The organism is Pseudomonas kermanshahensis (assembly GCF_014269205.2).
Lineage (GTDB): Bacteria > Pseudomonadota > Gammaproteobacteria > Pseudomonadales > Pseudomonadaceae > Aquipseudomonas > Aquipseudomonas kermanshahensis.
This window is the reverse complement of sequence record NZ_JABWRY020000001.1, coordinates 1,590,590-1,604,020: the sequence shown is the minus strand read 5'-3', so window position 1 is coordinate 1,604,020 and position 13,431 is coordinate 1,590,590. Positions and strand designations below refer to the sequence as shown.

Here is a 13,431-nt window from a genome sequence, read left to right as displayed (position 1 = left end):
CAGGAGCGTCATGATGAGTGTCGATGAGAAACGTATCCGTGAATTTGCCTACCAGATCTGGGAATCGGAAGGTAAGCCTGTGGGTGAGGAGGAACGCCACTGGGAGATGGCGCGCAAGCTTGCCGAAGCTGAAGCACTTGCCCCCAAGGCAGCACCGCGCAAAAAGGCGGCGGCCAAGCCTAAGGCAGCGGCAGAACCGGTTGCAAAACCTGCAGCTGTGAAGAAGCCCCGGGCGGTGAAAAAGCCCGCCGCCGGTTAAACCTGACCGGGCCCCTTCGCGGGGCAAGCCCGCTCCCACAGGGCCCCACTGCCTCAAGCGTGGTGATGATCCTGTGGGAGCGGGCTTGCCCCGCGAAGGGGCCCGGTCAGGCCTACATATCCCCCTTCCACCACGGTCACTCGAGGACTGCCATGAGCCCCCGTACCCCGAAGAAAACCCGCTCGGTCGCCCCCTCGCGCATTCGCGAAGGCATGCCCTTCCCCCTTGGCGCCACCTGGGACGGGCTTGGGGTCAACTTCGCCCTGTTCTCGGCCAACGCCACCAAGGTCGAGCTGTGCCTGTTCGACTCCACCGGCGAGCAGGAAATCGAACGCATCGAGCTGCCGGAATACACCGACGAGATCTACCACGGCTACCTGCCCGACGCGCACCCGGGGCTGGTCTACGGCTACCGCGTCTACGGCCCTTACGAGCCCGAGAACGGCCACCGTTTCAACCCCAACAAGCTGCTGATCGACCCGTACGCCAAACAACTGGTCGGCAGCCTGAAATGGTCCGAGGCGCTGTTCGGCTACACCATCGGCCACCCCGACGGCGACCTGTCGTTCGATGAACGCGACAGCGCGCCCTTCGTGCCCAAATGCAAAGTCATCGACCCGGCCTTCACCTGGGGCCGCGATCAGCGCGTGCAGGTGCCGTGGGAGCGCACCATCCTCTACGAAGCCCACACCCGCGGCATCAGCATGCGCCACCCGGCGGTGCCGGAAGAACTGCGCGGCACCTTCGCTGGCCTGGCCAACGACGAGCTGCTCAAGCACATCAAAGAGCTGGGCGTTTCCAGTATCGAGCTGCTGCCGATCCATGCCTTCGTCAACGACCAGCACCTGCTGGACAAAGGCCTGAACAATTACTGGGGCTACAACAGCATCGCCTTCTTCGCACCACACCCCCGTTACCTCGCCAGCGGCAAGATCGCCGAGTTCAAGGAGATGGTCGCGCACCTGCATGACGCCGGGTTGGAGGTGATCCTGGATGTGGTCTACAACCACACCGCCGAGGGCAACGAGCGTGGCCCGACGCTGTCCATGCGCGGCATCGACAATGCCTCCTACTACCGGCTGATGCCCGACGACAAGCGTTACTACATCAACGACTCCGGCACCGGCAATACCCTCGACCTGAGCCACCCGTGCGTGCTGCAACTGGTCACCGACTCGCTGCGCTACTGGGCCGGCGAGATGCATGTGGATGGCTTCCGCTTCGACCTGGCCACCATCCTCGGCCGCTACCACGACGGCTACAGCGAACGCCACGGCTTCCTCGTGGCGTGCCGCCAGGACCCGATGCTGAGCCAGGTCAAACTGATTGCCGAACCTTGGGACTGCGGCCCTGGCGGCTATCAGGTGGGTAACTTCGCGCCGGGCTGGGCAGAGTGGAACGACCGCTTCCGCGACACCGTGCGGGCATTCTGGAAAGGTGACGAAGGCCAGTTGGCCGACTTCGCCTCGCGCATGACCGCGTCAGGGGACATGTTCAACAACCGTGGTCGGCGCCCCTATGCCTCGGTCAATTTCGTCACCGCCCACGATGGCTTCACCTTGCGCGACCTGGTGTCGTACAACGGCAAGCACAACGAGGACAACGACGAGAATAACCAGGACGGCACCGACAACAACCTGTCCTGGAACTGCGGCGCTGAAGGGCCTACCGAAGACCCTGAAATCAATGCCCTGCGCATGCGCCAGATGCGCAACTTCTTCGCCACCCTGCTGTTCGCCCAGGGCACGCCGATGATTGTCGCTGGCGACGAGTTCAGCCGCACCCAGCATGGCAACAACAACGCCTATTGCCAGGACAGCGAGATCGGCTGGGTCAACTGGGACCTGGACGAAGACGGCACCGCGCTGCTGGCCTTCGTCAAGCGCCTGACCCGGCTGCGCCTGGCCTACCCGGTGCTGCGCCGCTCACGCTTTTTGGTCGGCGACTACAACGAGGCAATCGGGGTCAAGGATGTCACCTGGCTGGCGCCGGATGGCAGCGAGATGAGCGTCGAGCAGTGGGAAGACCCTCATGGCCGCTGCCTGGGCATGCTGATCGACGGGCGCGCGCAGGTCAGCGGCATCGCCCGGCCCGGCGCCGAGGCGACGGTGCTGCTGATCGTCAATGCCCACCACGACACCGTGCCGTTCCAGCTGCCGGCGGTGCCCGACGGGGACTACTGGAGCTGCCTGGTCGACACGGATCGGCCAGAGCTGCGCAAGGGCCAGCACTTGCAGTTCGAGAGTACCTTCGAGGTGAAGGGGCGCTCGATGTTGTTGATGGTGTTGCAGCACGAGGACGAGTGAACCCACCTACCCCAGGCGGGTCCTAGCATTAAACCGCCCCGATGATGACCTTGTGGGAGCCCCTGTGAAGCTCGAAGCCAGCAGCCCCGGTTTCGCCACTGTTGACCAGGCCCCAGCCGTGCACCGGCTGCGGGTGCTGACGGTCAACACCCACAAGGGCTTCACCGCCTTCAACCGGCGCTTCATCCTGCCGGAACTGCGCGAAGCGGTGCGCAGTACCCAGGCCGATATCGTGTTCTTGCAGGAGGTGCTCGGCAGCCACGATCGCCACGCCGCGCGCTACCCCGGCTGGCCGCAGACGTCCCAGTACGAATTTCTCGCTGACAGCATGTGGAGCGACTTCGCCTACGGCCGCAATGCCGTATACCCCGACGGCCACCACGGCAACGCCCTGCTGTCGAAATACCCGATCATCGAACACCGCAACCTCGACGTGTCGATCACCGGCCCCGAGCGCCGCGGCTTGCTGCATTGCGTGCTCGATGTACCTGGCCCGCATCAGGTGCATGCCATCTGCGTGCACTTGTCGCTGCTGGAGAGCCATCGCCAACAGCAACTGCAGTTGCTGCGCAGGCTCCTCGAGTCTCTGCCCGAAGGTGCACCCGTTATCATCGCTGGCGACTTCAACGACTGGAAGCTGCGCGGCAATCGCACCCTGGGCCTGCGCAACGACCTGCACGAAGCGTTCGAACGGCACCACGGCCACCTCGCACGTACCTACCCGGCGCGTATGCCGCTGCTGCGCCTGGACCGCATCTACCTGCGCAATGCGCAAAGCCATGCGCCGCAGATTCTGGGGCATAAACCTTGGACGCACCTCTCCGACCATCTGCCGCTGTCGGTCGAGGTCAAGCTGTAGCAATCATTCTTCATAGCCAGGCATCCACAAATAGCGAACCTTGCTATACCCGACCATTTAACTCAACAAATCAGCCACTTGAACCAAATCATGTGCAATGAACACAACCTTCACGCTTTCTTGACGCAAGCCGCTCCCTCTCCTTAGCTGAACATTATCTAGTCGTAAAGATCTCGCGCCGGGCCTCTAGCTCGCGCCTTCGTGCGCGTTTGCAAAAGCAGGCGTGCTGGTTTGGGTCGCCCACTGTTTTTGCCGTACAGCTCGTGACAACAGGCCAGGTCCTTGGGCTGTACCACAAAAATAAACGGAGATCCGCCATGAAAAGAACCTCGAATCCCTTGTGCTTCGACAGCATTTTCTACGCGGTTTCCACGTCGCTGCTTCTGGCAACCCCAGTGGAAACTTTCGCGTTCGAACTGCAGGACGACCCGACCTCTCCCAGCTTCCTACAACAACCGGCGATGCCGCAGCTATCGCTCGACCCGGTCAGCGCCAGCGGCGTGAGCCTCGGCACATTGAACGCGTTTTCGGAGAAAATGACCGAACGCCACGGGCAGGCGGCACCGGACCTGGTCGCCAGCCAGTGGTCGCAGTTTTTCCCGGGTGCCACGCGCACCGGTGCACAACCGCCTGACCAGCTCGAAGCCCCCAGCCAGCAACTGCTGGTTGGCCCAGACCTGTTCCTGCGCGAGACCGGCGCAGGCAATGTGCACCGCGCGGGGATTTTTGTCGGCCACAACAACCTGCAAAGCAGCTTCAACGGTATTCGCCCCCTGCTGGGCGACAAGCAACGCAATGCGGTGAACCTGAGTGGCGAGAGCCTGGGGGTGTACTGGAGCATGACCCATGAACGGGGTTGGCACCTGGATGCCGTGGCCATGGGTTCGCGCATCGACATCAATGGCCGTGGCGAAAGTGGCCAGCGCCTGGACGACAGCGGCCATGCCATGACCTTCTCCCTGGAAGGCGGCTTCCCGATTGGCTTGGGCGGCGGTTGGGTGATCGAGCCACAGGCGCAGTTGATCAACCAACAGTTTTTCCCCGGCAGCCGCGTCCAGGAAGAGACGCTGCAGGCGTTCGACAGCCAGCCCAGCTGGAGCGGCCGGGTCGGTGCCAAATTGTCCGGGCGCTACGAAGTGCGCGGCATGCCCATCGAACCCTATGTACGCACCAACGTCTGGTATGACTTCAGCAATGCTGAAGAGGTGAAGCTGGACCAGGTCGACAAGATCTCCAGCTCGCGGTACTCGACCACTGTGGAATTAGGGTTGGGCCTGGTGGCCCGGGTGACGCCGAATGTGGCGCTGTTCGTGAGTGCGGATTACAGCAGCGATGTGGATGACAATGACCTCAATGGGCTGATCGGCAGCCTTGGGGTGCGGATGCGGTGGTAGCCGGCCTATAGCCCTTGTGCTGCGCATGCGATGGTATGCCTGCCTGTAGGAGCAGCCTTGTGCTGCGAAGAGGCCGGTGAAAGCAGCCTAGAGTCACTGTGCTTTCACCGGCCTCTTCGCAGCACAAGGCTGCTCCTACACGGGCAATGTTTGCCCCGCTCAGGCAGGCTTGAGGATCAACACGCCCAGCGGCGGCAGGTTGAGCGCCAGCGACAACGGCTGCCCGTGGCTGGTGACGGCTTCGCTTACCACCGCCCCCAGGTTACCCACGTTGGAGCCGGCATACAGTTCGGCATCGCTGTTGAGCAGCTCTTCCCAACGCTCGCCAAATGGCACGCCAATGCGGTAGCCCTCGCGCGGCACCGGGGTGAAGTTGGCCACCACCAATAACGGCTCGCCATTGCTGCTCCAGCGCAGCCAGGCATACACGCTGTTTTGCGCGTCATCACCGATCAGCCACTGGAAGCCCTGGGGCTGGCAGTCCTGCTCATGCAGCGCAGGCACCTCGCGGTACAGGCGGTTGAGGTCGCCGACCAGGCGCTGCACGCCCTTGTGCTCGGGGTACTGCAGCAGGTACCAGTCCAGCTCGCTGTCGTGGTTCCACTCGCGCCACTGGCCAAATTCACAGCCCATGAACAACAGCTTCTTGCCCGGGTGCGCCCACATGAACGTGAGGTAGGCACGCAGGTTGGCGAACTTCTGCCAGCGGTCGCCTGGCATCTTGTCGATCAGCGAGTGCTTGCCGTGCACCACCTCATCGTGGGAAATCGGCAGGATGAAGTGCTCGGAATAGGCATAGATCAGCCCGAAACTCATCTCGTTGTGATGATAAGTGCGGTGAATCGGGTCGTTCTGGATGTAGTGCAAGGTGTCGTGCATCCAGCCCATGTTCCACTTGTAGGCAAAACCCAGGCCGCCCTGCTGGATCGGCTGGCTGACGCCGGGCCAGGCGGTGGATTCTTCGGCGATGATCAACGCGCCAGGGGCTTCGTGTGCCGCCACGCCATTGAGGTGGCGGATGAAATCGATGGCCTCCAGGTTCTCGCGCCCACCATGGCGGTTGGGCACCCATTCGCCGGCCTTGCGTGAGTAGTCGCGGTACAGCATCGACGCCACGGCATCGACACGCAGGCCGTCGATGTGGAACTGCTTGAGCCAGAGCAATGCCGAGGCCAGCATGAAGCCACGCACCTCGTTGCGCCCAAGGTTGTAGATCAGCGTGTTCCAGTCCTGGTGGTAGCCCTCCAGGGGGTTTTCGTATTCGTACAGGGCCGTGCCGTCGAAGCGTGCCAGGCCGTGCTCGTCGGTAGGGAAATGCGCCGGCACCCAATCGAGGATCACACCGATGCCGCCTTGGTGGCAGGCATCGATGAAGGCGGCGAAGTCTTCGGCACTGCCGTAGCGTGAGGTGGGCGCGAACATCGACAGGGGCTGATAGCCCCAGGAGCCGCCGAACGGGTGCTCCATGATCGGCATCAGTTCGATGTGGGTGAAGCCCAGCGCCTGCACATAGGGCACCAGGCGTTCGGCCAGCTCGCGCCAGTTGTAGTAACGCGCCACCTCGCCCAGGTCATCCAGCTCGCACTGCCACGAGCCGACATGCAATTCGTAGATCGACAGGGGCGCGTTGTAGGCGTGACGTTGCGCACGCTGCGCCATCCAGTCGTGGTCTTGCCAAGGGTGGCTGAGCGCACCGGCGACCTTTGACGCGGTGCTCGGCGGCAGCTCGGTGGCGCGGGCCAGCGGGTCGGCTTTCAGCGGCAGCACGCCCTCTTTGCCCAACACTTCGAACTTGTAGGTTTCACCCACGCCAAGCCGCGGCACGAACAGCTCCCACACCCCAGCGCTGTGGCGCAGGCGCATCGGGTGGCGGCGGCCGTCCCAATTGTTGAAGTCACCCACCACCGACACCCGCCGCGCATTCGGCGCCCACACCGAGAAGCACACGCCGTCGATGCCATCGGCCTGCATCGGCTGGGCACCAAAGCGCCCGGACAGGTCACGGTGGTTGCCTTCGGCGAACAGGTAAAGGTCCATGTCACCCAACTGCGGGCCAAAGCTGTACGGGTCTTCGGTCACCTGCTCACCACCGGCCCAGCCGATTTGCAACAGGTAGGGCTGTGCGTCATCAAGGTGCGCGGTAAACAGCCCAGGCAAGCTGGCCTGCACCATTTCGGCGAGCACGCGGCCGTCGTGGCGCGACAGTACGCGCGCATTCAGGGCATTGGGCAGGAAGGCGCGGACCCACTGCCCGCCGGCGCCGTCGCCATGGGGGCCAAGTACCGCAAATGGATCGGCGTGCTCGGCGCGGGCCAGGGCGTCGAGGTCCCGTTGCCGAAGACCGCCGGTATCACGCGTGGTTGCATTCATCTATGACTCTCCCCAGGTACTGATCAGTCCATGCAAGCCATGCAAAGGCACGGCCAGCCAATTCGGTCGATTTTCAGCTTCGTATGTAATTTCGTACGCGGCCTTTTCCAGGCAGAACAATTCCAGCGCGGCGCGCTCGCCTTCGGCCTGTTGCCAGGCGTGGGGCATGGCAGCGGTAGCCAAGCCATAGGCCTCGACAAACGCATGACGGGATTGGTGCAGGTAGTGCCTGGCAACCCGTTGCCGAGCCTTGCGCGCCGGGTCGGAAAGGTCCACCGCAGAGGCGTTGCGCAGAATCATCGCAGCAGCATAGTCGAAGGATCGCAGCACGCCGCTGACATCTTTGTAGGGGCTGTGACGCGCCCGGCGTTCTTCCAGTGGGCGCGCCGGTTCGCCCTCGAAATCGATCAGGTAAGCATCACCCTGCACCACCAGTACCTGGCCCAGGTGCAGGTCGCCATGCACGCGCATCAACAGGCCGCCTTGGGCTTGCCGGGCGAGGTTGTCGATGTGCTGGGTCAGGCCGTCGCGCTGTTGCTGCAGGTCGTCGACCAACGCCTGGCTGTCGCTGTCCAGGCTGTCGCGGTGCTGGGCCAGCAGGTCGAGGGCGTGGGTCAGCTCGGCAGTGATCTGGGTGCCCCAGCGCTCGCTGTCCTGGGCATCGCTTATGCGCGGCTGAAAGGCCGCATCTTCGGTTGGCGCTGCCAACAACACGTGCATCTCGCCCAGACGCTGGCCCAACAAGGCAGCAAAGCCATCGAGTTCGGCCAAAGCATCGGTGTGGGCTTCGCTGGCAGAACTGGTCGGTTCCATCTCGTCGCGGATGGCCCGCTCCAGGGTGTTCTGGGTCCAGGCCCAGGCATCGCCCTGATTGCTCAGGTAGCCCTGGGCGATCATCAACAGGTGCGGGGTGGCGTGCTCGTCCACGCGGCTGACCCACCCCAGCAACGGTGAAATATTGGTAAAGCCCGCCGCAGTCAGGTAGGCGCTCATCTCAAGTTCTGGATGAATGCCTGGGTTGACCCGGCGGATCAGCTTGAGCACCACCCGATCGGCAACTACCACCGAGCTGTTGGACTGCTCGGCGCTGAGGTAGCGCACAGGGCTCTCTTCGGTGAGCCCCAGCTTGGCAAGCTGTTCGGTGCACTCGAAACGCAGCTCGCCCAGGCCATTGCCACAGGGCAGCCGGTGGCGTTCCTGGCAGGCCCGTAGTACAGCGCGGATGAATGGCTCAAGGACGAAGGCGTCGGTGATCAAACCAACCTGTCGGCCACGGCGCACGCGCGACAATGCCAACTGCTGGGGCAAGGCACTGTTGATCTGCTCTTCGGGCAACAGGCCGAACGGCAGTTGGTAGTGGTTGGCGACGCCATCGCTGAGCACTTCCAGTTCGCCGAGCAATACCGGCGTGGTGGCCGTGCCAAAACGCACGCCATAACGCAGGCGAACCTGGTCGATCGGCCCTTCCTTGCCGGCGAACCAGCGCCGTTTCGGCAGGTATTGCGGCAGGATCGAGCCTTCTAACATCTCGCTGGAAGGCGCCTCGAGCAGCTCTTCCAGGCGCTTGCGCAGCACCAGTGTGGTCAATTCGGGTAACCCCTCGGTGGCCTGGATATGCCAGCTGGGCATGCGGTCGTGCGACGCCAGCAGGAACCAGTAAAAAGCATAGGGCGGCAATGTCAGCAAAAACGGCAGCTGGCCGATCGGGGGAAAGGCGCTGCCGCCTAGCATCTCCACCGGTACTTTATCGGCGTATTGCGACAGCTCGAGTTCCGCGGCCTGGGCGGCGCGGGACACGTTGGCCACGCAAAGAATCACTTCGCTATTGCCCTCTTGGTCGGTGTACTCGCGGATGTACGCGAGGATGCGCCGGTTGCTCGGCGTGAGCATGCGGATGCTGCCACGGCCAAACGCCTTCTGCTGGTTGCGCACAGCCAGCAGGCGGCGGTTCCAGTTGAGCAACGAATGCGGGTCGTGGGACTGGGCCTCGACGTTGACCGTCTGGTAGCCGTACAGCGGGTCCATGATCGGTGGCAGCACCAGGCGCTGCGGGTCGGCGCGAGAGAACCCGCCATTGCGGTCCGGCGACCATTGCATGGGGGTGCGCACGCCGTCGCGGTCGCCCAGGTAGATGTTATCGCCCATGCCCAGTTCATCACCGTAGTACAAGGTCGGTGTGCCCGGCATCGACAGCAGCAGGCTGGTCAGCAGTTCGATGCGCCGTCGGTCACGTTGCAACAGCGGCGCCAGGCGGCGGCGGATGCCAAGGTTGATGCGGGCGCGGCGGTCTTCGGCGTAGTAGTTCCACAGGTAGTCGCGTTCGCGGTCGGTGACCATCTCCAGGGTCAGCTCATCGTGGTTGCGCAGGAAAATCGCCCACTGGCTGTTGGCGGGGATTTCCGGGGTTTGGCGCAGGATGTCGGTGATCGGGAAGCGGTCCTCCATGGCCAGGGCCACGTACATGCGCGGCATCAGCGGGAAGTGAAAGGCCATGTGGCATTCGTCGCCATCGCCCTCGCCAAAGTACGGGCGGGTGTCTTCGGGCCATTGATTGGCTTCGGCCAGCAGCATGCGGTCGGGGTAGTTGGCGTCGATCTCGGCACGGATCGCCTTGAGCACCCGGTGGGTCTCGGCGAGGTTTTCGTTGTTGGTGCCGTCGCGCTCGATCAGGTAGGGGATGGCGTCCAGGCGCAGGCCGTCGACGCCCAGGTCGAGCCAGAAGCGCATCACCCCGATCACCGCCTTGAGCACTTGCGGGTTATCAAAATTCAGGTCTGGCTGGTGCGAATAGAAGCGGTGCCAGAAATACTGGCCGGCGACTGGGTCCCAGGTCCAGTTGGACTTCTCGGTGTCGAGGAAGATGATGCGCGTGCCGTCGTATTTCTGGTCGTCATCCGACCACACGTAGAAGTCGCGTGCCTTGCTGCCCCGCTTGGCCAGGCGGGCGCGCTGGAACCACGGGTGCTGGTCGGAGGTGTGGTTGATGACCAGTTCGGTAATCACCCACAGGCCGCGCTTGTGCGCCTCGGCGATGAAGCGCCGGGCATCGGCCATGCTGCCGTAGTCGGGGTGCACAGCTTTGTACTCGGCGATGTCGTAGCCGTCATCGCGCCGTGGCGAGGGGTAGAACGGCAGCAGCCAGAGGGTGTTGACGCCCAGTTCGGCGATGTAGTCGAGCTTGCTGATCAACCCGGCGAAATCGCCGATGCCGTCGTTGTTGGCATCGAAGAACGACTTGATGTGCAGCTGATAAATCACCGCGTCCTTGTACCACAGCGGGTCATCGATAAAGGCTGCTGGTCGGGAACGCTTGGCCATGGGTGACTCCTTTCAATTCTGCGGATGCGCGCTACCTGGTTTTAGGGCTGCTGCGCAGCCCATCGCCGGCAAGCCAGCTCCCACAGGTTTTGTGCTGGTTTCACAGGCAGCACCGGGCCTGTCATTTGACTGCAAAGCTCGCAGCCGACGCCGGCCCCTGTGGGAGTCGGCTTGCCGGCGATGGGCCGCACAGCGGCCCCCGGCTTGAAGGCCTAACGGGCCTTTTCAATTCGCCAGATACCAAACGGCTGATGCCAGGGCTCGATGCGCATCCATTGGGTCTTGCCATGCCAGGTCCAGCGGTGGCCGTTCATCAGGTCTTCGCCAACAGTGTCGGCGTTATCGTCCAGGCCCAACTCCCACAGCGGCAGCTCGAAGCTGGCTTCCTGGGCGTTGTGCGGGTCGAGGCTGATCGCCACCAAAATGAAGTTGTCGCGCTCGGGCGTGCGCTTGGCGAAGTACAGGATGTTGTCGTTCCAGCAATTGAAAAACGCCACCCCAAGGTGAGTCTGCAAAGCGCGGTTCTGCCGGCGGATGCGGTTGAGCTGGGCGATTTCGGCAATGATGTTGCCGGGTTGGGTGAAATCACGCGGGCGGATTTCGTACTTCTCCGAGTCCAGGTATTCCTCTTTGCCGGGCAGCGGCGTGGCTTCGCACAGTTCGAAGCCCGAATACATACCCCACAACCCCGACCCCATGGTCGCCAAAGCCGCGCGAATAAGAAAACCCGCCCGCCCCGAGGTGTGCAGGAAAAACGGGTTGATGTCCGGCGTGTTGACGAAGAAGTTGGGCCGGTAGCACAGGCTCCACGGCGGCTGGTTGAGCTCTTCGTAAAACTCGCTCAGCTCCTGCTTGCTGTTGCGCCAAGTGAAATAGGTGTAGCTCTGGGTGTAGCCGACCTTACCCAAGCGCGCCATCATCGCCGGCTTGGTGAAGGCCTCGGCCAGAAAAATCACATCCGGGTGCTGGCTGCGCACATTGGCGATCAGCCATTGCCAGAACGGCAACGGTTTGGTGTGAGGGTTATCGACGCGGAAGGTCTTCACGCCCTCCTCGACCCAACCAACCACCACGTCACGCAGGGCCAACCACAGCGAAGGCACGGCCTCTGGGGCATAGAAGTCGACGTTGACAATGTCCTGGTACTTTTTCGGCGGGTTTTCCGCATAGCGGATGGTGCCGTCGGGGCGCCAACTGAACCAGCCGGGGTGCTCCTTGAGCCAAGGGTGGTCTTGCGAGCACTGTATGGCGAAGTCCAGGGCGATTTCCAGGCCATGCTCTGCAGCCGCGGCCACCAGGCGACGGAAGTCTTCACGGGTGCCCAGTTCCGGGTGAATGGCGTCGTGGCCGCCTTCGGGGCTGCCGATGGCGTAAGGGCTGCCTGGGTCATTGGGCGCTGCCTGCAAGGCATTGTTGCGGCCCTTGCGGTGTTTTTTGCCAATCGGGTGAATGGGCGGGAAGTACAGCACGTCAAAGCCCATGTCGCGGATCATCGGCAGGCGTTCGTGCACGTCGTTGAAGGTACCATGGCGCTCGGGGCTGTCGGTGATCGACCGCGGGAACAATTCATACCAGCTGGCGAACTGCGCCGCCGGGCGGTCGACGTCGACGGGGAATTCGCTGCTGCGCGTAAGGTAGCTGCGGTGCTCGGCTTCGGTCATCAGCCGTGTGGCTTCAGGGCCCAGCAACAGCGCCACCTGGTCATCCTCAGGCAGTGTCGGCAGCCGCGCCTGCAAGGCTACGATCTGTTCACGCAAGAAGCCCTCGCTGCGCTCTGCGCCTTTGCCCAGCAGAAGACGGCCTTCCTCAAGCTCCAGCTTGACCTCGACGCCAGCGTGGTACTTCTTCTCCAGGTCGTGGCAATAAGTGGCGAACGGGTCGATCCAGGCCTCGATACTAAACAGGTGCGGGCCCAGCTCCGTTGGGGTGAACTCGCCCAGCCACAGGTCATTGCCGGGCGAATGCATAGGCACGCAGTGCCAGCGCCGGCTGTGGGCCTGGCGCCAGTTGAGCATCACAGCGAGGCGGTCATGGCCGTCGCTGTACACCTTGCTGCTGACCGCGACCGCCTGGCCGCTGATGGCCTTGGTGGCGAACGTGCCGCCGTCGAGCGCAGGTTGCGTGCTTTCGATCACGATGCGCGGCGCCAGCAGCGCCTGGGCCAGGCTGATGGCCTGGTCCGGGTGATCGTTCGCCATGGGCACGCTTTCGAAGGGCTCGTTTCGTGACATCGGACCTTGCTCCCTTAGGCTGGTGGCGGTAAGGGTTCAGAGCCGGGCGCGGGCGTAGGGGTTCAAATAAATTGAGCGAACGGCAGCCCCTGACAGTCAGAGCCTGCAGCACCTCTTCATTCACCCACGCGAGGTCAGGCCATGAACATTCCCATTCCACCGGAAACCCCCGATCCAAACATCGACGACCCCAGCTTGCCGCCACCCGTGCCGGAAGAGGATCCGGACGAGCTGCCGATCAAGCCGACCGTGCCGCCAACGGTGGGCGACCCGCCGAGCCAGGAGCCACCGGTGAAGGCTTAAGGGTAGACCACCGCTACTGATATTTTTGCCAGTAGCGGTGTCTGCCGGTTGTGCTGAAGATGAGTTCTCCTTATTGCGGGCAGGAGAACTCATCATCGTGGACATCACACGGCATGTAATCGACTGCTTCCAGAATGCTGGTGTGGTCGATCCCGACACGGGCACTCGCCTTGCGCACCTGGACAAGGACAAGTGTGAGTTCGCGTTAATGTGGCTGGAGATATGCCACGGTATCCCTCTGGATCGCGATTACCGCACGCTAGGCGAACTGGCCGAGGCGCTTGGCGAGGCGATAAGGTTTCGCTGACACCGCCGGATTATCAATGATTCCCCCCTCTTACGACCCACCCTACACCTGTCATTTTTGCTAGGTGTGCACGTTCCACTCTCC

General features: G+C 62.9%; 9 protein-coding genes. 6 read left to right on the top strand and 3 right to left on the bottom strand.

Annotated features, from left to right (window positions below; genetic code table 11):
• Nucleotides 1-10 precede the first annotated feature (10 nt).
• The 4 genes from HU764_RS07320 (at nt 11) to HU764_RS07305 (ending at nt 4,818) form a co-directional block, all read left to right on the top strand.
• A complete protein-coding gene (locus tag HU764_RS07320) occupies nt 11-259 on the top strand; it encodes a DUF2934 domain-containing protein (RefSeq protein WP_186680867.1) in 249 nt (82 codons plus the stop codon).
• A gap of 152 nt (nt 260-411) precedes the next feature.
• Nucleotides 412-2,565, top strand: coding sequence for a glycogen debranching protein GlgX (gene glgX, locus HU764_RS07315; protein WP_186680864.1), 2,154 nt, complete (start codon nt 412-414; stop codon nt 2,563-2,565).
• 64 nt (nt 2,566-2,629) lie between these two features.
• The gene (locus HU764_RS07310; RefSeq protein WP_085272611.1) at nt 2,630-3,424 is read left to right on the top strand and encodes an endonuclease/exonuclease/phosphatase family protein; all 795 of its coding nucleotides are present in this window, start codon (nt 2,630-2,632) and stop codon (nt 3,422-3,424) included.
• A 317-nt stretch (nt 3,425-3,741) separates the two neighbouring features.
• Nucleotides 3,742-4,818, top strand: coding sequence for an autotransporter domain-containing protein (locus HU764_RS07305; RefSeq protein ID WP_186703732.1), 1,077 nt, complete (start codon nt 3,742-3,744; stop codon nt 4,816-4,818).
• A gap of 159 nt (nt 4,819-4,977) precedes the next feature.
• On the opposite strand, the gene glgB is transcribed toward HU764_RS07305, so the two are convergent.
• From glgB to HU764_RS07290, 3 genes are all read right to left on the bottom strand, one after another.
• Nucleotides 4,978-7,188, bottom strand: coding sequence for a 1,4-alpha-glucan branching protein GlgB (gene glgB / locus HU764_RS07300; protein ID WP_099454766.1), 2,211 nt, complete (start codon nt 7,186-7,188; stop codon nt 4,978-4,980).
• The gene (gene treS / locus HU764_RS07295) at nt 7,189-10,506 is read right to left on the bottom strand and encodes a maltose alpha-D-glucosyltransferase (RefSeq protein WP_186703731.1); all 3,318 of its coding nucleotides are present in this window, start codon (nt 10,504-10,506) and stop codon (nt 7,189-7,191) included.
• A 212-nt stretch (nt 10,507-10,718) separates the two neighbouring features.
• Nucleotides 10,719-12,737 carry an alpha-1,4-glucan--maltose-1-phosphate maltosyltransferase gene (locus tag HU764_RS07290; RefSeq protein WP_186703730.1) on the bottom strand — a complete coding sequence of 673 codons (2,019 nt, stop codon included), beginning with the start codon at nt 12,735-12,737 and terminating at the stop codon, nt 10,719-10,721.
• Between the two features lie 141 nt (nt 12,738-12,878).
• Between HU764_RS07290 and HU764_RS07285 the strand changes: the two genes are divergently transcribed.
• Both HU764_RS07285 and HU764_RS07280 read left to right on the top strand, forming a co-directional pair.
• Complete coding sequence (locus tag HU764_RS07285; protein WP_003251307.1) at nt 12,879-13,040, top strand: hypothetical protein; 162 nt, start codon at nt 12,879-12,881, stop codon at nt 13,038-13,040.
• 97 nt (nt 13,041-13,137) lie between these two features.
• Nucleotides 13,138-13,347: a hypothetical protein gene (locus HU764_RS07280; RefSeq protein WP_225935621.1), complete on the top strand. Its 210-nt coding sequence runs from the start codon at nt 13,138-13,140 to the stop codon at nt 13,345-13,347.
• Nucleotides 13,348-13,431: the final 84 nt, after the last annotated feature.